The organism is Providencia sp. PROV109 (assembly GCF_033681625.1).
In the GTDB taxonomy this organism is placed as follows: Bacteria; Pseudomonadota; Gammaproteobacteria; order Enterobacterales; family Enterobacteriaceae; genus Providencia; species Providencia hangzhouensis.
This window is the reverse complement of sequence record NZ_CP096320.1, coordinates 3,247,483-3,268,150: the sequence shown is the minus strand read 5'-3', so window position 1 is coordinate 3,268,150 and position 20,668 is coordinate 3,247,483. Positions and strand designations below refer to the sequence as shown.

18 protein-coding genes and 1 pseudogene are annotated in these 20,668 nt (G+C 38.2%); 12 read left to right on the top strand and 7 right to left on the bottom strand.

The genetic code is table 11. The features are described 5' to 3' along the window. Positions 1-67 precede the first annotated feature (67 nt). Both secA and mutT read left to right on the top strand, forming a co-directional pair. Complete coding sequence (gene secA / locus M1F25_RS15040; RefSeq protein WP_004262013.1) at positions 68-2,779, top strand: preprotein translocase subunit SecA; 2,712 nt, start codon at positions 68-70, stop codon at positions 2,777-2,779. A gap of 61 nt (positions 2,780-2,840) precedes the next feature. Then, positions 2,841-3,254, top strand: a complete 414-nt coding sequence (gene mutT, locus M1F25_RS15035) for an 8-oxo-dGTP diphosphatase MutT (RefSeq protein ID WP_004262011.1) — start codon at positions 2,841-2,843, stop codon at positions 3,252-3,254. Positions 3,255-3,323: 69 nt separating this feature from the next. On the opposite strand, the gene yacG is transcribed toward mutT, so the two are convergent. The 7 genes from yacG to ampD form a co-directional block, all read right to left on the bottom strand. After that, entirely contained in the window at positions 3,324-3,521 is a 198-nt protein-coding gene (gene yacG / locus M1F25_RS15030) for a DNA gyrase inhibitor YacG (protein WP_004262008.1), read from the bottom strand. Positions 3,522-3,537: 16 nt separating this feature from the next. Continuing rightward, positions 3,538-4,296 (bottom strand): cell division protein ZapD, encoded by a 759-nt coding sequence (gene zapD / locus M1F25_RS15025; RefSeq protein ID WP_094961369.1) that lies wholly within the window; start codon positions 4,294-4,296, stop codon positions 3,538-3,540. 8 nt (positions 4,297-4,304) lie between these two features. Next, positions 4,305-4,910, bottom strand: a complete 606-nt coding sequence (coaE, locus tag M1F25_RS15020) for a dephospho-CoA kinase (protein ID WP_136134548.1) — start codon at positions 4,908-4,910, stop codon at positions 4,305-4,307. Between the two features lie 150 nt (positions 4,911-5,060). Then, on the bottom strand, positions 5,061-6,248 hold the full coding sequence (locus tag M1F25_RS15015) for a type II secretion system F family protein (protein ID WP_181488256.1): 1,188 nt from the start codon (positions 6,246-6,248) through the stop codon (positions 5,061-5,063). A gap of 1 nt (position 6,249) precedes the next feature. After that, on the bottom strand, positions 6,250-7,650 hold the full coding sequence (locus tag M1F25_RS15010; RefSeq protein WP_004262001.1) for an ATPase, T2SS/T4P/T4SS family: 1,401 nt from the start codon (positions 7,648-7,650) through the stop codon (positions 6,250-6,252). A 14-nt stretch (positions 7,651-7,664) separates the two neighbouring features. Further along, positions 7,665-8,090 (bottom strand): prepilin peptidase-dependent pilin, encoded by a 426-nt coding sequence (ppdD, locus tag M1F25_RS15005; protein WP_036958460.1) that lies wholly within the window; start codon positions 8,088-8,090, stop codon positions 7,665-7,667. A gap of 266 nt (positions 8,091-8,356) precedes the next feature. After that, positions 8,357-8,902 carry a 1,6-anhydro-N-acetylmuramyl-L-alanine amidase AmpD gene (gene ampD / locus M1F25_RS15000; protein WP_036958527.1) on the bottom strand — a complete coding sequence of 182 codons (546 nt, stop codon included), beginning with the start codon at positions 8,900-8,902 and terminating at the stop codon, positions 8,357-8,359. Between the two features lie 105 nt (positions 8,903-9,007). Between ampD and nadC the strand changes: the two genes are divergently transcribed. The 10 genes and pseudogenes from nadC to M1F25_RS22475 form a co-directional block, all read left to right on the top strand. Then, positions 9,008-9,910: a carboxylating nicotinate-nucleotide diphosphorylase gene (nadC, locus tag M1F25_RS14995; RefSeq protein WP_094961373.1), complete on the top strand. Its 903-nt coding sequence runs from the start codon at positions 9,008-9,010 to the stop codon at positions 9,908-9,910. 739 nt (positions 9,911-10,649) lie between these two features. Further along, entirely contained in the window at positions 10,650-11,420 is a 771-nt protein-coding gene (gene pdhR / locus M1F25_RS14990; RefSeq protein WP_004261987.1) for a pyruvate dehydrogenase complex transcriptional repressor PdhR, read from the top strand. A gap of 171 nt (positions 11,421-11,591) precedes the next feature. Next, entirely contained in the window at positions 11,592-14,258 is a 2,667-nt protein-coding gene (gene aceE, locus M1F25_RS14985) for a pyruvate dehydrogenase (acetyl-transferring), homodimeric type (RefSeq protein WP_004261984.1), read from the top strand. Between the two features lie 13 nt (positions 14,259-14,271). Continuing rightward, positions 14,272-16,122, top strand: a complete 1,851-nt coding sequence (gene aceF, locus M1F25_RS14980) for a pyruvate dehydrogenase complex dihydrolipoyllysine-residue acetyltransferase (RefSeq protein ID WP_181488254.1) — start codon at positions 14,272-14,274, stop codon at positions 16,120-16,122. A gap of 204 nt (positions 16,123-16,326) precedes the next feature. Continuing rightward, entirely contained in the window at positions 16,327-17,754 is a 1,428-nt protein-coding gene (lpdA, locus tag M1F25_RS14975) for a dihydrolipoyl dehydrogenase (protein WP_094961375.1), read from the top strand. Positions 17,755-18,064: 310 nt separating this feature from the next. Then, positions 18,065-19,426: a hypothetical protein gene (locus tag M1F25_RS14970; protein ID WP_232368688.1), complete on the top strand. Its 1,362-nt coding sequence runs from the start codon at positions 18,065-18,067 to the stop codon at positions 19,424-19,426. A gap of 1 nt (position 19,427) precedes the next feature. Next, a complete protein-coding gene (locus tag M1F25_RS14965) occupies positions 19,428-19,682 on the top strand; it encodes a hypothetical protein (RefSeq protein WP_004265621.1) in 255 nt (84 codons plus the stop codon). Between the two features lie 124 nt (positions 19,683-19,806). Beyond that, entirely contained in the window at positions 19,807-20,214 is a 408-nt protein-coding gene (locus M1F25_RS14960; RefSeq protein ID WP_181488252.1) for a hypothetical protein, read from the top strand. Continuing rightward, positions 20,211-20,447, top strand: coding sequence for a hypothetical protein (locus tag M1F25_RS14955; RefSeq protein WP_004265618.1), 237 nt, complete (start codon positions 20,211-20,213; stop codon positions 20,445-20,447). Before M1F25_RS14960 ends, M1F25_RS14955 begins: the two co-directional genes overlap by 4 nt. A 134-nt stretch (positions 20,448-20,581) precedes the next feature. Continuing rightward, a pseudogene (locus M1F25_RS22475) lies at positions 20,582-20,653 on the top strand (dihydrolipoamide dehydrogenase); the annotation flags it as partial. Positions 20,654-20,668 lie beyond the last annotated feature (15 nt).

Here is a 20,668-nt window from a genome sequence, read left to right as displayed (position 1 = left end):
TGTGCTGTTTTACGCCATAAAATTTATAAAAATTTAAAGTAATTAATTGATTATTAGAGATTAAAATATGTTAACAAAGATTTTGACCAAAGTTTTTGGTAGCCGTAATGACCGTACGTTGCGCCGTTTACGTAAAGAAGTTGAAAAAATTAACCGTCTTGAACCCGATTTCGAAAAGTTATCTGATGATGAGTTAAAAGCAAAAACGGTGGAATTTCGTGAGCGTTTAACGAAAGGTGAAAGTTTAGAAAGTATCATTCCTGAGGCATTTGCAACTGTTCGTGAAGCAAGTAAACGTGTATTTGGTATGCGCCACTTTGATGTACAGCTTATCGGTGGAATGGTACTAAACGAACGCTGTATCGCAGAGATGCGTACAGGGGAAGGTAAAACTTTAACAGCAACATTACCTGCTTATATCAACGCATTAAGTGGTAAAGGGGTTCACGTAGTTACGGTGAATGATTACTTAGCCAAACGTGATGCTGAAAATAACCGTCCATTATTTGAATTCTTAGGCTTAACTGTGGGTATCAACCTGCCAGGTATGGCTCCGCCTGCAAAACGTGAAGCATATGCGGCAGATATTACTTACGGTACTAATAATGAATTTGGTTTCGACTACCTACGTGACAACATGGCGTTTAGCCCTGAAGAGCGTGTTCAGCGTAAATTGCATTATGCTTTGGTGGATGAGGTTGACTCCATTCTTATCGATGAAGCGCGTACACCACTGATTATTTCAGGTCCTGCAGAAGACAGTTCTGAACTGTACCAAAAAGTTGATAAACTTATTCCATATCTTCAACGTCAAGAGAAAGAAGATTCAGATACTTTCCAAGGGGAAGGCCATTTTTCTGTCGATGAAAAATCGCGTCAAGTGACTATAACTGAACGTGGACTGGTGTTAATCGAAGAGCTTCTAGCAAAAGAAGGTTTAATGGATGAAGGAGAGTCTTTATATTCACCTTCTAACATCATGTTAATGCACCATGTGATGGCGGGCTTACGTGCTCATGCGCTATTTACCTTAGACGTTGATTATATTGTAAAAGACGGTCAAATTGTTATTGTTGATGAACACACTGGCCGTACAATGGAAGGGCGTCGTTGGTCTGACGGCTTACACCAAGCAGTAGAAGCGAAAGAAGGTGTTGAAATTCAAAACGAAAACCAAACCTTGGCTTCAATTACTTTCCAGAACTATTTCCGTTTATATGAAAAGCTTGCAGGTATGACAGGTACTGCGGATACCGAAGCTTTTGAGTTTAGCTCAATTTATAAACTCGATACAATTGTTATCCCAACTAACCGCCCAATGGTGCGTAAAGATTTACCTGACCTCGTTTATATGAACGAAGCTGATAAGTTTGCAGCAATTATTGAAGATATTCGTGAAAGAACTGCCAATGGGCAACCCGTTCTTGTTGGTACAATTTCAATCGAAAAATCCGAATTGATTTCGAATGCGTTGAAAAAAGCTAAAATTGCTCATAATGTTTTGAATGCAAAATTCCATGCAATGGAAGCTGACATCATTGCGAATGCGGGTCAAGCTGGAGCTGTAACGATCGCAACTAATATGGCCGGTCGTGGTACTGACATCATGCTAGGTGGTAGCTGGCAAACTGAGGTTGCTGCATTAGAAGAGCCAACTCAAGAGCAAATTGATGAAATCAAAGCAAACTGGAAAGTTCGCCATGACGCTGTTTTAGCAGCAGGTGGTTTACATATTATTGGTACAGAACGTCATGAGTCACGTCGTATCGATAACCAGTTACGTGGTCGTGCCGGTCGTCAAGGGGATGCGGGTTCATCTCGTTTTTACTTATCAATGGAAGATGCGCTGATGCGTATTTTTGCTTCAGACCGCGTTACTGGCATGATGAAAAAGTTAGGTATGAAGCCGGGTGAAGCGATTGAACACCCATGGGTGACCAAGGCTATTGCTAATGCGCAACGTAAAGTTGAAAGCCGTAACTTTGATATCCGTAAACAATTACTTGAGTATGATGATGTTGCTAGTGACCAACGTCGTGCGATTTATACTCAGCGTAATGAACTACTGGATGGCGGTGATATTAAAGAAACGGTTGATAGCATTCGTGAAGATGTATTAACCACAACGATGGATGCCTATATTCCACCTCAATCACTTGAAGAAATGTGGGATATCGAAGGACTACATCAGCGTTTAGTCAATGATTTTGACCTCGATTTACCAATCAAAGAGTGGTTAGATAAAGAGCCAGAGTTACACGAAGAAACATTACGTGAACGTATTATGGCAAAAGCGATTGAAGTTTATGATCGTAAAGAAGAAATTGTTGGCGCGGAAGCGATGCGTAATTTCGAAAAAGGTGTCATGTTGCAAACATTAGACACGTTATGGAAAGAGCACTTAGCGTCAATGGATTACTTACGCCAAGGTATTCATTTGCGTGGTTATGCGCAAAAAGATCCTAAGCAAGAATACAAACGTGAATCTTTCAGTATGTTTGCTAACATGCTTGAAGCATTGAAATATGAAGTGATTAGTACTTTATCTAAGGTACAAGTTCGTTTACCTGAAGAGGTTGAAGCATTAGAACAACAGCGTCGTGAAGAAGCTGAGCGTTTAGCGAAGAGGCAACAATTAAGCCATGAAGCGGGCGCTGAATCTTTAATGACTGAAACCGAAGCTAAAATTGCAACCCAAGGTCACAAAATTGGCCGTAATGACCCTTGTCCTTGTGGTTCGGGTAAAAAATACAAGCAATGCCATGGCCGTTTAAATTAATTTACTATTAACTCATTAATATAAAAAAGGCGGGGTAACCCGCCTTTTTGACGAAAAAATTATGGAAAAAAAACATTTGCATATCGCGGCTGGGATTATTCGTAACCCCGAGCAAAAAATTTTTATTACTAAACGACCAGAAGGCACGCATATGGCTGGTTTTTGGGAATTTCCCGGTGGGAAACTTGAAGTTAATGAATCTCCTGAAGCCGCTTTAATTCGCGAACTTGAAGAAGAAGTTGGAATTGTAGTGACTAAGAACGAGTTATTTCATCGGGTTGACCATGAGTTTGATGACCGTTTCATTACACTCTATTTTTTTATGGTATCTTCATGGGAAAATGAACCGTATGGCAGAGAAGGGCAGGATTCGCGTTGGGTTTCTCAGCATGAGCTTAAAGCTGAAGAATTTCCCCCAGCAAACCGTATCATTGTTGATTTATTAACACAGAGAAGTGATCAACATAATAGCTGATAATGATATTAAGTGGAAAATACACAATAATATATTTTCCACTTAATTTACGATGTCACGACTTATACACTATTTATCTGGTTGTTCACTCCAGTCATCGCTGTCAGAAATATCCCCTTGACTCGCAATTCGTTTTTCTTCACTAGCCCATTCACCAAGGTCAATAAGTTGACAACGCTTACTACAAAATGGCCGGAACGGGCTATTTTCATTCCAAACAACTATTTTTTTACATGTAGGGCAATTAACTTCAATGATTTCACTCATAAAAATATTTCTCTAGCTAGCAACAGGATAACTCAAAATTAATAATATCGGGGAGTATACCAGTCTCACTGTCGATATGTAGAAAACGTAGTGCGAATCGTGTTTTGTGGCCAGAGATTTGTGGGTATACCAAGTGTTCTGCAGTTAACTTGATGCGTAGTAGTTCTTTACCTTCTACGTTGTCTTGATAAAAACCATTATGAGACTCTTTTTGTTCAAAGATTCCATTTTGCCGAATTAGTGTTAGAACAGCTTGCAATGCATCATTGAGTGGGTCGAGGCTTTGCAACCAGCCACTAATGACCTTGTCTCGTTCAGTTTGTGGAATATTTAACCAAAGTTGTAAAGTCGGTAGGTCGAAACTACAACAGCCACCAGGAATACTCAAACGTTGGCGTACCATACTAATAATTTTATCTGTACGTAGATGGTGGCCAAAGCGTGCTGCGGACATTAAATTGGATGTTGTTTCTGATAATTGTTTTAGTAATGTAGATATTAATTGGTTATCAGCGTTAGGAGCTTCTGCCCAATTAGATAGCCGAGTTCGTTGTTTTTCTAGTTCTTTTATAAGCTCAGAACGAACCTCTCCTCTATCTAGGATTTCAATTAATTCTGAAACTGAGCGAAAAAAAGCAATACCAGTAGAGTAGGAGGTAATATTACTTAACTCATAAATTTGAGATAAAAGTGTTTCAAGGCGCAACCACGAACGAATTTTTTCATTCATTGGGTATTCATAAGTAATTAAATTTGTTGTAATTAATTCGCCCATTTTAATTCCTATTTTTTTATTCTTGCTAGTGTTAAGTACTGGTTATGAAGAATTGCTACCTTGTCAGAGAGATCCGTGCCATGAGTATGGTTTGTTATTATATCGTTGGCATGACTAAGTCGTTTTTCACGACTAACTTGTGCATTAAGTATATTAGTTACTTGCTCTAAACTGGTCTTATCTCTTTTTAGGGTTCGTTGAATTTGTTCTTCGACAGTAACATCAACAACTAATACCCTATCAGCCAAATGATGAATATTATTTTCAATTAATAAAGGGACTACCCATAATACATAAGGGTAATCTATTTGTTGAAATTGTTTTTGCGTTTCTTGTTGAATCAATGGATGAAGTAGAGCATTCAGCCACTTTTTTTCATCGGGCTTAGAAAAAATAATGTCTCGTAAGCGTTGCCTATCTAGGCACCCGTTGGGAAGAATAATATCTTCACCGAAGTGATATCTAATACTTTCAAGGGCTGGGCTGTTAGGCTCAACAACCTGTCGTGCAATCACATCGGCATCAACTAGGGGGACTCCAAGTTTAGCAAACTCGTTTGCAACTGTTGTTTTACCACTTCCAATACCACCTGTTAAAGCAACTATATAAGGCATATGATTATTCATTTACTCGTTGAAAAAAAATAGATTACACTGAAATAAATCATTTGTCTTCATCCAAAGTAATATACTGTGAATAGTTTAAAAAAATATTATATAAAGTTGTTAGGATAAAATGTAATATTCATATCCACATGAAATTATTTATAGTTCAGTTATAACGTTACCTAAATTAAATATCGGTAGATACATTGCTAACATGATCATACCTACTAAGATGGCAATTAAAAGGAGTAAAATAGGTTCAATATTTTTTAGGTTTTTTTCAGTAATAAAAATATATTGCTCTGAATAATATTTGAATAAATACTTTGAAAAGTAGTGTATTTTTCCAGATTCTTCTGCAATAGACATTAGCTGTACAGATAAATCAGGAAAGAACTTGGTTTTCTTCATAGCATGGGACAGTAACTCTCCTTTATGTACCGATATATGCACGTGTTCACAGTCTTTTTTATATTGATGGTTATTGATAGTTTGAATTGTGCATTTTAAACATTCGGATAATGATAACCCTACGTTAATTGTTGAGTGCATCGTTAAAAAATACAAGCTTAAGTTATGGAGTTGTAATGATTTTCTGAATATCGGTAGGTGAATTATTGTGTTTTTTAATAAAGATAATGTTTTTTCTTTGAATTTAAATACCAGAGGGAGAGAAAGTAAAAGAAAATAAAATAAGTAAACTAAGTACTCTCTTAGAAAGCTTGAAATAAAGGTTATGATTTTTGTAACGAGTGGTAATTCGTGTCTGGTATTTTGATAGATGTTTTCAAATTGAGGAACTACATAGACCATCATAATGATTAATAACATTATTGAAAATGAAGAAAGAATTATTGGGTATCGTATCGATTTACTGATGAGTAAAGACACTTTATTATTATGTTCCAATATTGAATTGATTGTACTAAAACTTTGTTCGTATTGCCCTGTTTTCTCGGCAATGGTAATAATGCTTATTATAGTATCATTAAATATTGTTGGGTGCTTCTTCAAATACTGTGAAAACTTCTCTCCTTTTTCTATATGAACTATCGAGTTTTCAATAATATCAATCCAAAAAGGAAGTTGGCAGTTGGTATGTAATATTTTTAAGTATTGTACGAGATTAATACCTGATGATGATAATAAAGATAACTGATGGAAGAAATGAATTCGATAATTAATATTCTTTTTGTCCAATGAAAATAATGTTTTTAACTTTATTTGTACAGGAATTAAATTTCTTTCAGATATGTTGATGAATGCATGTTTTTTGCTTTTTGCTATTAATGTGCTGTATGTTAGTTGATTGTTAAAATCAATGGCGATATATGAATAAATAAACATGTTAATTTACTCCATTTCCGATGATAGAATAGATTTCTTGGAGAGTTGTCTCACTCATTTCAACGAGCTCTATTCCTGCATTAAAAAGGTTAACAAAATTACTTTGATTTTCTAATGTATTTTTTGTCAGTATTTCGCTAATATTGCTTTGATCTATATATTCATAAACTGCGGTTCTTCCCATAAAACCAGAAAAACATAGCTCACACCCCTTTGAGGACCATTCATTAATTACACAGTTATTGTGTAATTTAGTTTTCTTAGGTGTTTTTTCTTTGCAGTGAGGGCAAAGTTTTCTTACTAATCTTTGTGCAATAACCATTTTCAAACATGATTTAAGTTGACTATTTTCTACTCCTAATTGGTTCATTCTCTCTATTGCACTGAATGTACAATTGGTATGCAATGTCGACAAAACTAGATGGCCAGTTTGCGCTGCTCGAGTCGCGATCTTAGCTGTTTCTTCATCACGAATCTCACCGATCATAATGACATCAGGGTCTTGCCGCAGTAGCGCCCTTAAAATAGAAGAAAAATTAAGTTTATATTTTTCATTGACTTGAGTTTGGTTGATTCCTTGTAATGGAATTTCAATTGGGTCTTCAATGGTTGTTATATTTCTTGAGGATTGATTTAAATATTCTAAGTAGCTATAAAGAGTTACTGTTTTACCGCTTCCTGTCGGCCCTGTGACTAAAATTAATCCTTGTGGACGATTTAAATACTCTTTTAATAACTCTAGAAGGGAAGAGCACATCCCTATGTGCTCTAAAGAATATTTTAATTGTGTATTTAAAATACGTAAGACCAATTTTTCCCCATGAATTGTCGGAATACTCGAAAGACGGATGCTATAGTTTTGTCCATCAAAGTACCAACTCATTTGGCCATCTTGTGGAAGTCTTTTCTCCGCGATATTCATTTTTGCCAATATTTTTATACGAGCAATAATTTCACTATTAATTTCGTAAGGTGGAGAAGGAATAAAATATAACTTTCCATCGACACGTAATCGAATTTTTAACCCTTGCTTAGTCGGCTCAAGGTGTATATCTGATGAGCGTTTATGAACCGCTGTTTTTAATAGCTCCTCAACAAAACTAATCGCAGGAGATGAAGTGCGTAATAGTTCGGGTTCTGGAGATTGATAACTACTTTCTTCCTCCTTTATTTCATGTATTGTATTATTAAAATAATGGTCTATTTTTTCTTTTGGCCAAATATCATAGCATACAGGGACACTAGCAATAAATTTTAATGTGGCGATCAAGTTGTCATCTGGTTTTTTAACAACAGCTATAGATAACCGTTTTTGATTATAATCGATGATTATAATGTAATTTCTATCACATATACTCTTAAGTTCTTTATAAATAAACTGCTCGTTTTTAGTCATGTTCATATAAATACTTCCAGTTAAAACACAAAGGTTTTATTACATAATGACTTCAATTTGGCATTATCTTTGTTTTCGCAAACAACTGTCCAATTAAAGGGGTTGCCTATGCTAGGAAGGGTTGGTGTTAATGTGACTTTTAAGCCTGATAATGATTTGTCAGTAGAAAATGTAATAACCCCAGATTTGACTTCTATTTTACTAATGTATTTTCCAGTTATATTGGTAGGGATATCATCATTGCCTCCATTACATTGTGATAAACTCCCTCGATTAAAGCTACATATTTCAACACTGTTTTTATATGGGATAACAGTCTGGAGTACATCAGTAATTGCTGCTTTTTGCATATAGCTTTGATAGCCAGGGATAGCAATAGCACTTAGAATTGATATAATTGCAATTACTACCATAATTTCAATGAGTGAAAATCCTTGTTGATTCATAAATAAAACCTCCGTTGTTAAGTGAGGTTTCATCATAATTGTATTTTTAAGTTAAAATTAGAGTTTAAAAAAGGTAGTGCGAAACGATTTGTGATTTTTTATTGAAATGTACGTGGGGTTTCATTTTTCTTCGAGCAGCTTCGCAAAAAAAATAATAAAGAAAAATAGAGGCTGGAGTTCAGTTATAAATTAAGAGAAGATAAGTTTATATATTTTTTATTAGCGGGTAAATTGAATAAAGATATTATCCGCTAATAATTATAAAGTTAATAATTGTTTAATTTATTCTTATAATATCCCCAATCAAAAAATGGGCCAGGATCCGTTTTACGACCAGGAGCTATATTACTATGACCAGTAATATTATTTTTAATTAGTGGGTATTCAAGTATAAGTAAATTAGTTAAATAAGTAAGGGATTGATATTGTTCTTCTGTAAATGGTTCAAAATCAGTGCCTTCTAGCTCAATACCAATAGAAAAGTCGTTACATTTTTCTTGGCCTTGGTAGGAAGACTGCCCAGCGTGCCAAGCCCGTAAATGAAAGGGGACATATTGAATGATTGCACCATCACGGCGTATTAGGCAATGAGCTGAAACTCGAAGATGTCTGATTTCATTAAAAAATGGGTGTTCATCAGGGTTTAAAGTCCCTGTAAATAATTGGTTTATATAAGGGCCACCAAATTGTCCTGGAGGAAGGCTGATATTATGAATAACTAGAAGAGAAGGTATGGTATTAGAGGGGCGCTCATCATGATGTGGAGAAGGGATATGAGTCACATTATTTAGCCAACCATTGTGTATTTTCATATCGTTATCCATAGTATTCTCTTTTCTTTTTTGTTAACACTCGTTATCTGCGAACGAAAAGATTAGCATAGATGAAACAAAGCGAGTGCATATTTTGGAGTTAAAATGACTATACGGCGATATGATGAACAACAAAGACGTAAAATGCTTCTTGAGCGGTTACAGGTTGACATTCCTTTTATGGTCAGTGTTGCTTTGAAAGAAGATTTAGGTCAATCTGTTGATTATAAAAAAGATATTACTGGTCAGCTGTTAAATGTAGGCACACAAGCGAGTGCTCGAATTATTACTCGTGAACATGGCGTTTTCTGTGGGAAACAATGGTTAGATGAAGTTTTTCTTCAACTTGGTGGGCAAGTCAACATTGATTGGAAAGTTCAAGATGGTGAAACCGTTACCCCTAACCAAGTTCTCTGTGAGATGCATGGCCCATCACAAATTTTATTAACAGGTGAACGCACCTCTTTGAATTTCATTCAAACGCTTTCTTCTGTTTCAAGTATAACTGCCGAATATGTAAAACAAATCACAGGTACAAGAGCGAAGTTACTTGATACCCGTAAAACTATCCCTGGTTTAAGAACCGCTTTAAAATATGCGGTATTGATGGGGGGAGGGTTTAATCATCGTCTAGGTTTATCTGATGCTTACTTAATAAAAGAAAACCATATTATATCCGCAGGTTCAGTCGAGCGAGCTGTTGAATTAGCGCGTAGCGCCCATCCGGATGTCCCAATTGAAATTGAAGTAGAAAGCTTAGATGAGCTATTACGAGCTTTAAAAGCGAATGCTGATATCATTATGTTGGATAATTTTACTCCAGTTATGATGAAAGAAGCGGTAGTGTTAACGGCAGGAAAAGCGGCACTTGAAGTTTCTGGCGATGTCACATTAGAAACGATAAAAGAGTTCGCAGAAACAGGGGTTGATTTTATTTCTGTTGGGGCGCTAACCAAACATATTAAAGCCATGGATTTGTCTATGCGTTTTATTGATAAGAATAGGTAAGTGATCCGGTTAATACACTCAGGGTGCCTTAACTGGGCTCATTAATCTTAGTGTTATTGATGAGACCTATACATTAGTCACCTATTTACGTTAATGCGTTAAATAGGTGACTAACATCTGACTCACTCGTTACCAAATTGTATTTTGGCATTGATTTAACTATTTAATGGGTTACAACGAAATATTTTGTAGCTCCTAGCTAATCGAATCTCGAAACCTTATCGCATTTTCCGTGCCACCTATAAATTGAAACATTACAGTGCTATTTTATTTTCGACATCAATTTTATTCTAAAATAATAGATAGGCTTGAGTGTAATTTAATCAATAAAATTTGAGTTAAATTTAAAATCACTTGCAAATTTAACATTTCATTAACGTTGTTGTATTCCAAACGAGTAAAGACTGCAATTAATGAGTTAATTTGATTTTAAATGCACTTATTTTAAATTTAAATTCATTATATTGGTTGCTTTAACGGTTCAGTTTTTGCATTTTAGCATAAAAAATCGTTTTTAATGTTAAAATATGTCATGTCAAATTGCATGTTAAGTTATCAATTCATGCTAAATTTTAAAAAAAATTGTTAAGATTTGCAGGATTTTATGATTTAGCGCAAGGTCTTTATGGACAGATAGTGAATACTTTGTTACTTTATTAACCCATAAATAAATTGGTATTACCAATTAACACTGGGTAATACGTAATCAATAATTACTCACTCATGAATATGGCAGATTATGACTTACGGTAAAATTCGCCAACCAAAGTTATCAGATGTAATAGAGCAGCGTCTCGAACATCTTATTTTCGAAGGGACATTACGCCCTGGCGAAAAGCTGCCTCCTGAGCGCGAACTTGCAAAACAGTTTGACGTATCTCGACCATCAGTGCGTGAAGCAATTCAAACATTAGAGGCGAAAGGCCTTTTATCTCGCCGCCAAGGTGGTGGAACATTCGTGCAAAAGAAAATGTGGCAAAGCTTTAGTGACCCTTTAGCTCAGCTACTTGAAGGCAATCCAGAATCTCAATTCGATCTTCTTGAAACTCGTCATGCCCTTGAAGGTATTGCTGCGTATTACGCGGCACTCCGTGGTACAGATGAAGATCTCGAACGGATTCGACAAAGCTATGAATTAATTAAGACAGCGCAAGAAAATGGCGGATTAGAAGCAGAGTCAGATGCAGTATTACAATATCAATTAATTGTCACTGAAGCTGCTCATAACGTCGTTTTGCTACATCTATTGCGTTGTATGATCCCGATGTTAGAACAAAATATTCGGCAGAACTTTGAGTTCTTATATACCCGTAAAGAAATGTATAAAGCAGTTAGTGAACATCGAGCACAAATTTTTGCCGCTATAATGGCAAGAGAACCAGAAAAAGCACGTGAAGCTTCTCATCGCCATTTAGCCTTTATTGAAGATTTACTGTTGGATATTAGCCGAGAGCAAACTCGCAGAGAACGTTCTTTACGTCGGTTACAGCAACATCCTGATTTGAATTGATAATATAGATCCTGACTGCTGCGTCTATATTATTGTGAATACTCTAATTGAGAGTTAAAGCGGCAACTACATCAGGGCCTATCTTCCCGCTGTTTTATAGCGACTGGGAAAATAGCAGGAAGATAGGCTCCACATAAACATATAAAATAGATAACAGATAAGGAATACACCATGTCAGATATGTTAAAAAATGACGTGGATCCGATTGAAACTCGCGACTGGCTACAGGCGATTGAATCGGTCATCCGTGAAGAAGGTGTTGATCGTGCTCAGTTTATTATCGAACAGGTATTAAGCGAAGCGCGTAAAGGCGGTGTTAATATTGCCGCTGGTGCATCTGGTCATTCTGATTACATCAACACAATTGCTGTTGAAGATGAGCCGGCATACCCTGGTAACATGGATTTAGAGCGCCGTATTCGCTCTGCAATTCGTTGGAACGCAGTGATGACTGTTTTACGCGCTTCCAAAAAAGACTTAGAACTGGGTGGCCATATGGCTTCTTTCCAGTCATCAGCAACTTTATATGAAGTGTGCTTTAACCACTTCTTCCGTGCGCATAATAACAATGACGGCGGGGATTTAGTCTTCTTCCAAGGCCACATCTCTCCAGGTATTTACGCACGTGCGTTCTTGGAAGGCCGCTTAACTGAAGAGCAAATGAACAACTTCCGTCAAGAAATTGGTGGAAATGGTCTGTCTTCTTATCCACACCCTAAATTAATGCCTGATTTCTGGCAGTTCCCTACGGTATCAATGGGTCTGGGTCCAATTAATGCTATTTATCAAGCGAAATTCCTGAAATACCTTGATAACCGCGGACTGAAAGATACATCAGCTCAGCGCGTATATGCATTCCTTGGTGATGGTGAGATGGATGAGCCAGAGTCTAAAGGTGCAATTACTATCGCAACTCGCGATAAATTAGATAACTTAGTATTTGTTATCAACTGTAACCTGCAACGTTTAGATGGACCAGTTACAGGTAATGGTAAAATTGTTAATGAACTAGAAGGTATCTTTAATGGTGCTGGCTGGCAAGTTATCAAAGTTATGTGGGGCGACCGTTGGGATGAATTACTGCGTAAAGATACAAGCGGTAAACTTGTTCAACTAATGAACGAAACCTTAGACGGCGACTACCAAACCTTTAAATCACGTGACGGTGCATACGTTCGTGAGCACTTCTTTAATCGTTACCCAGAAACTGCAGCATTAGTTAAAGATATGACTGATGATGAAATTTGGGCACTGAACCGTGGTGGTCACGATCCGAAGAAAGTGTATGCTGCATTCAAAAAAGCACAAGAAACTAAAGGCAAACCAACTGTTATTTTAGCGCAAACCATCAAAGGTTATGGTATGGGCGAAACTGCAGAAGGTAAAAACATTGCTCACCAAGTGAAGAAAATGAACATGGATGGCGTTCGTCATTTCCGTGATCAATTCAATGTACCCGTTGCTGATGAGCAAATTGAAAAACTGCCATACATTACGTTTGAAAAAGATTCCGAAGAGTACAAATATCTGCATGAGCGCCGTCAAGCGTTAGGTGGTTATTTGCCAGCTCGTCGTTCAACCTTTGATGAAAAATTGGATATCCCTGCACTGGCAGATTTCAGCCAATTATTGGAAGAGCAATCTAAAGAAATTTCAACAACTATCGCGTTCGTTCGTGCGTTGAACGTTATGTTGAAAAACAAATCGATCAAAGAGCGTTTAGTACCAATCATCGCTGATGAAGCGCGTACATTTGGTATGGAAGGTTTATTCCGCCAAATCGGTATCTATAGCCCTAAAGGTCAGCAATATACTCCGCAAGACCGTGAGCAAGTTGCTTACTATAAAGAAGACTCGAAAGGTCAAATTCTGCAAGAAGGTATCAATGAGCTGGGAGCGGGTTCTTCTTGGCTAGCGGCTGCGACATCATACAGCACTAACAACTTGCCGATGATCCCATTCTATATCTACTACTCAATGTTTGGTTTCCAACGTATTGGTGACTTGATGTGGGCAGCGGGTGACCAACAAGCACGCGGTTTCTTAATCGGTGGTACTTCAGGCCGTACAACACTGAATGGTGAAGGTCTACAGCATGAAGATGGCCATAGCCATATTCAATCACTGACTATCCCTAACTGTATTTCTTATGACCCAGCTTTCGCTTACGAAGTTGCGGTGATCATGCAAGACGGCTTAGAGCGTATGTATGGTGAGAAACAAGAAAACGTTTACTACTACATCACGACGCTGAACGAAAACTACCACATGCCAGCAATGCCAGAAGGCGTAGAAGAAGGTATCCGTAAAGGTATCTATAAACTGGCTTCTGTTGAAGGTAGCAAAGGTAAAGTTCAGCTGTTAGGTTCAGGTTCAATGATGCGCCACGTGCGTGAAGCCGCTGACATCTTGTCTGCTGAGTATGGAATCGGTTCTGATGTCTATAGCGTGACTTCATTCACTGAATTAGCACGTGATGGCCAAGATTGTGAGCGTTGGAACATGCTGCACCCATCTGAAGCACCACGCGTTCCATACATTGCTCAAGTTATGAATGATGCACCAGCAGTTGCATCAACTGACTATATGAAACTGTTTGCAGAACAAGTTCGTACTTATGTTCCTGCAAGTGATTACCGTGTTCTGGGTACAGATGGTTTCGGTCGTTCAGACAGTCGTGAAAACCTGCGTCACCACTTTGAAGTGGATACATCCTATGTGATCGTTGCAGCGTTAGGTGAATTAGCTAAACGTGGTGAGATTGATGTAAAAGTCGTTGAAGAAGCGATTAAAAAATACAACATCAACCCAGATAAAGTTAACCCACGTTTGGCATAAGAGGTAAAAATCAATGTCTATTGAAATCCAAGTGCCTGATATCGGTGCTGATGAAGTTGAAGTCACCGAAGTGATGGTTAAAGTTGGCGACAAAGTAGAAGCTGAGCAATCGCTTATTACCGTTGAAGGTGATAAGGCTTCTATGGAAGTCCCATCTCCACAAGCGGGGGTGGTAAAAGAAATTAAAATTGCTGTTGGCGATAAAGTGACAACAGGCAAATTAATCATGGTATTCGAAGCGGAGGCGGGTGCAGCAGCTCCTGCTCCTGCAGAAGCCCCTACGGCTCCAGCGGCAGCGCCAAGCGCAGCTGCATCTAAAGATGTTGCTGTTCCAGATATCGGTGGCGATGAAGTTGAAGTTACTGAAATCATGGTTAAAGTCGGTGACAAAGTAGAAGCTGAGCAATCTTTAATTACTGTTGAAGGTGACAAAGCTTCAATGGAAGTTCCTGCACCATTTGCTGGAACGGTTAAAGAAATCAAAATTGCAACCGGTGATAAAGTTAAAACCGGCTCATTGATTATGGTCTTTGAAGTTGCAGGCGCAGCACCTGCGGCGGCACCAGCTGCACAAGCTGCTGCACCAGCGGCTCCAGCAGCATCAGCAATTAAAGATGTTAACGTTCCAGATATCGGTGGTGATGAAGTTGAAGTCACTGAAGTCATGGTAAAAGTGGGTGATACCGTTTCTGCTGAGCAATCAATCATTACCGTTGAAGGTGACAAAGCGTCAATGGAAGTTCCTGCGCCATTTGCTGGAACAGTTAAAGAAATCAAGATTGCGACTGGCGATAAAGTGAAAACTGGCTCGCTGATCATGACTTTTGAAGTGGCAGGTGCAGCGGCTCCAGCAGCTCAACCGTCTGCTCCGGCTCCAGCGGCAGCTCCTGCACAAGCAGCGCCAGCGAAAGCAACTGACAGCAAAACTGAATTTGTTGAAAACGACGCATATATCCATGCAACACCGGTTATTCGCCGCTTAGCGCGTGAATTTGGTGTTAACTTAGCGAAAGTTAAAGGTACAGGTCGTAAGGGCCGTATCCTGCGTGAAGACGTTCAAGCTTACGTGAAGGATGCCGTAAAACGTGCGGAAGCTCCTGCAGCTGCGGGTGGTGGTTTACCAGGTATGCTGCCATGGCCGAAAGTGGATTACAGTAAATTCGGTGAAGTTGAAGAAGTTGAACTGGGTCGTATCCAAAAAATCTCTGGTGCTAACCTGAGCCGTAACTGGGTAATGATCCCGCACGTTACGCTGATGGAAGAAGTGGATACCACTGAAGTTGAAGAATTCCGTAAGCAACAAAACAAAGAAGCTGAGAAGAAAAAACTGGATGTGAAAATCACACCATTAGTTTTTGTCATGAAAGCTGTTGCTCGTGCTCTGGAAGAAATGCCACGCTTTAATAGCTCCATTTCTGAAGATGCACAGCGTCTGTTCCTGAAAAAATATATTAACATCGGTATTGCCGTAGATACTCCAAATGGCTTAGTTGTTCCTGTCTTCAAAGACGTTAACAAAAAAGGCATTTTAGAGCTATCTCGCGAACTGATGGAAGTTTCTAAGAAAGCGCGTGCAGGTAAACTGACTGCGTCTGATATGCAAGGTGGTTGCTTCACGATTTCAAGCCTTGGTGGTATCGGAACTACCGGTTTTGCACCTATCGTGAATGCACCAGAAGTTGCAATTATGGGACTGTCACGTTCTTCAATGAAACCTGTTTGGAATGGTAGCGAATTTGTTCCTCGCCTAATCCTGCCAATGTCACTGTCCTTTGACCATCGTGTAATCGATGGTGCTGATGGAGCTCGCTTCATCACCCTAGTAGGGCAATTAATGAGCGATATTCGCCGTTTAGTGATGTAAATAATAAGACCGGCGAATAGGCCGGTCTGTTTTATTTAGGCTGAGGCAGAATTTTTTGCTGCTGCTACGAAAGGTTGGGAGTTACATCACGAAATGAGCCTTTTCAGGGTGTTAACAATTCTGTAAACTGCTCTCGGTGTGTACTTTTCCAGTGGAAGATCGTTTATTCAGCAGTACCGCTGGACAAAACAAAAAGAGGTCATGATGAGTACTGAAATTAAAGCCCAAGTCGTTGTGCTTGGTGCAGGCCCTGCAGGCTATTCTGCGGCTTTCCGTTGCGCTGACTTAGGTTTAGAAACTGTTTTAGTAGAACGTTATTCAACCCTTGGTGGTGTTTGTTTAAACGTTGGTTGTATTCCTTCTAAAGCTTTACTCCATGTTGCAAAAGTGATCGAAGAAGCAAAAGCTTTAGCAGAACACGGCATCGTTTTTGGTGAGCCAAAAACTGACATTTCCAAAGTTCGCTTATGGAAAGAAAAAGTGATTAATCAGCTGACGGGTGGTCTGGCTGGTATGGCTAAAGGCCGTAAAGTTAACGTAGTTAACGGCTTCGGTAAATTCACAGGTGCCAACACGCTGGTTGTTGAAGGTGAAAACGGTAGCACAACTATCAATTTCGATAACGCAATTATTGCTGCGGGTTCCCGTCCAATTCAATTACCATTCATTCCACATGAAGACCCACGTATTTGGGACTCAACCGATGCATTAGAACTGAAAGAAGTTCCTGAGCGTCTGCTGGTTATGGGTGGGGGTATCATCGGTTTAGAAATGGGAACTGTGTATCATGCACTGGGTTCTCAAATCGATGTGGTTGAAATGTTTGACCAAGTCATCCCAGCGGCTGACAAAGATGTGGTTAAAGTATTCACTAAACAAATCAGTAAAAAATTCAATCTTCTGTTAGAAACTAAAGTAACAGCCGTTGAAGCGAAAGAAGACGGTATCTACGTTTCTATGGAAGGCAAAAAAGCTTCCGCAGAGCCGCAACGTTACGATGCTGTATTAGTGGCAATCGGCCGTGTTCCTAATGGTAAAAACTTGGATGCAGGCAAAGCTGGCGTTGAAGTTGATGACCGTGGCTTTATCCATGTCGATAAGCAAATGCGCACTAACGTTCCTCATATCTTCGCTATCGGTGATATCGTTGGCCAGCCAATGTTGGCTCACAAAGGTGTTCACGAGGGGCACGTTGCCGCAGAAGTTATCTCTGGTCTGAAACATTACTTTGACCCGAAAGTGATCCCATCAATCGCTTATACTGAGCCAGAAGTTGCATGGGTTGGTTTAACTGAGAAAGAAGCGAAAGAACAAAATATCAGCTACGAAGTTGCGACTTTCCCATGGGCAGCATCAGGCCGTGCAATTGCATCTGATTGCGCCGAAGGTATGACTAAGCTGATTTTCGACAAACAATCTAACCGTGTTATCGGTGGGGCTGTTGTCGGTGTGAACGGTGGTGAATTACTGGGCGAAATCGGCCTAGCAATTGAAATGGGTTGTGATGCTGAAGATTTAGCATTAACTATCCATGCTCACCCAACACTGTATGAATCAATCGGTATGGCTGCTGAAATTTACGAAGGTAGCATTACTGATTTACCAAACGCAAAAGCGAAAAAGAAAAAATAATTTTCTTTAATCGCACAGATAAACAGTATCTCTAGTATGCTGTTTATCACCAAAGCGAATTGAAGCCAATGTGGAAACACGTTGGCTTTTTTATATTTATCTAAAAATAAAGGGAGAATTTTATTTAATCTACTAATTCTTATTTTTAGTCATTAACTAAGTAATTAACTAAGTAATTAAATAATTTTTAATATTATTATTTAATTCTGAGTTTTTGTATTATTTGAATGATACCACTTAGTTGACTATAAAAAAATTAAATTTTATTTTCCTTATTGCAATATTTTAATGCTAATAAGGAAATTAGATTATGACAAATATGAGTCATGTGGATTCAATGACTGTAATAGGAACTCGATTACCTGTTGAGGATAATACCGCTTTATATTTTGGTGATGGATATTATGAAGGATATAATAGTTGTCTTGAAAGTTATAGACATGACGTTTCACCTGAATGGTATCACGCTCTAAATGATTTTATGGATTACATGTCATATTGTGAATACATGGCTACTCCTATAGATATTGAGTCTTTATTAGATAAAAATGGAAAGGTTAATTTATCATCAAAAGAAAATATTGAGACTAAAAAGGAAATAATTAAAGAGCATATCGAGAAACAAAAATTATTTTTGGAAAAAGTTGAAGGATTTAATGAATGGGAATTTTTAAATAATCCAGAGAAATACCCTTTTGTACAAGAGATAATGATATCTGGCAGATTAATCAGCAAAGAGTATAAAACCTCAGCTGAGCTAGATAGCTTTTTAATTGGGTATAATGAGAATACCTATCTAGACAGTTTGAATGACAATTATAAATATGGAGATGGAGATGGAGATGGAGATGAAGAGATACTTGATAAGTCGGCAAGAGAAAGTATTACTTCTGTTAAATATTTACATAGCAGATTAATTAATGCCATTGATGTTAATACAGAGAATTTGAATAAACTCAACTTTACTAAAAGTAGTATATTTGCTATTCCGTCTCCGAATGTTCCTACATTACCTCATGGTGTTGGTTCAAACTCACAAGTAACACAAACAGCAGATAGCAGTATTGCAAAAGGTATCGAAAAGGCATTAGGTAATATTCGTGATGGCCTAGCGGAAACGTTTGATTGCTCTTTTGGTATGAGCTGCTCAAATGATTTAGATAAAGCAGCAAAAAATCCAAATGTTGGGAAACCTCATACTGGTGGCGACCAAATACCTGAGCAAGGGCGGACGGATACAAGCGGAAACCAAATACCCGAACAAGGAAAAATTGATACGGGTGGAAACCAGCTTCCAGAACCGATCGAAAAACTGCCTGGAACATCTATTCCTGATACTCTATCTTTAGATAACCTCGCCTATTTAAACAAGATTACACAAGGTGAACATGCGGGAATCAGAAATAAAGAGGGGCGTCCAGTCAGTTCAGTCATTAATGATGTTCAAAAATCGAGGCCTTCAGATATCTTAATACAAGATGATGGTCGTTGGGTTGTAAAAGGTAATGACGGAAGAATACATCTAATTGAGCCTGATGGAGAAGTGGTCTCGTCATTTAAAAATAGTGATAGAAATACGACTCAACGTACTAGAGATGGGCGATGGAATAGACCTAGTAATGAAAAACTAGATGAATTTAAAGAAAAATTTTCTGATTATGTGAGGTGGTAGGATGGATATACTAAAAATTAATTACATACCAGAAGCGGATGTAACTTTATTTGATATTCGTTTATCTGAATCGGAAGTTGTAATTTATACAGATTGCTTAAATTACGTTTTAACTCATTTATCTGATGAGCAAATATATGAAAAAACGGAATGTTCAAATAAACAAGAGTTATCACATTACTTGACAGATCTAAAAAATTTAATGAAATCAATGGAACATAGAAAATACCTTCCTGATAGGTACAAAGATCTATAAAAAATAATGGCATAGTGGCTCTTTAAATAGCCACTATGCCAACAAATTTTAGTCTCTTACCTCAATCATTTTACTCGCTCTCAGCCAACCGGATGATCAACTGTCCGGCTTGGTGAGTGAGGGTATGTGGTTACTCACCTTAAACCCAAACTCACTCAATCACTTGCCGCTTAACATGAGTTGTGGGCTGGGGTTTGGTTTACCTCGGTTGGGGGGAACCCATTGTATACTTTCTGGTTTTGACCACTGCTTCTTTAGTACACTACAATCGTGCTTATCCTCAGCTGTGAGAGCATGGGACAAACATGCAGCTAGACCCAGTGGCGTTTTTGAACCCTTAAATGGTAATCCAGCGCAAAAAAATGCAGCTGCCGAAAATTTTATCCGAGAAATCTTTAAAGCTCCTAAAGTAGTTCGAAACGATTTAGGTGGTGGTGCGTTTGAATATCGTTTGCCTAGTGGAAAAGGCGTTAGATATAATGCGGATGGCTCATTTAATACTGTGCTAGACCCAAAGAAGGCAATAAAATGAAAGATAATAAATTAGAACTATTTTTTTCAAGTCCAATGGAATATGAGAATCTAACGTTAGAGGTTCAATTAAATTGGGAGCGGGTTGCAGAAATTAATCAAGATAAAGGTGTAGATAATTTAGAAATTGAACTATTTGGTTCAGATTTATCCCACGGTTTTACAGCTAAAATGCCTTTAGATGATCTAATTTCAATATTGATTGAAGCCAGAGATACATTAAAGAAACAATGAATTTTTACTGAATGAGTAAAAATCCTTGCTCTACACAGGGATCTGAATTAACGGTCTTACTCGCTGTCAGCTAACGGGATGATTAGCTGTCCGGTTTGGCTCGTGAGGGGGAGTGGCTACCTTAGGCAATATTCGGTATGGCTGCTGAGATTTACGAAGGTAGCATTACTGATTTACCAAACGCAAAAGCGAAAGAGAAAAAATAATTTTCTTTAATCGCA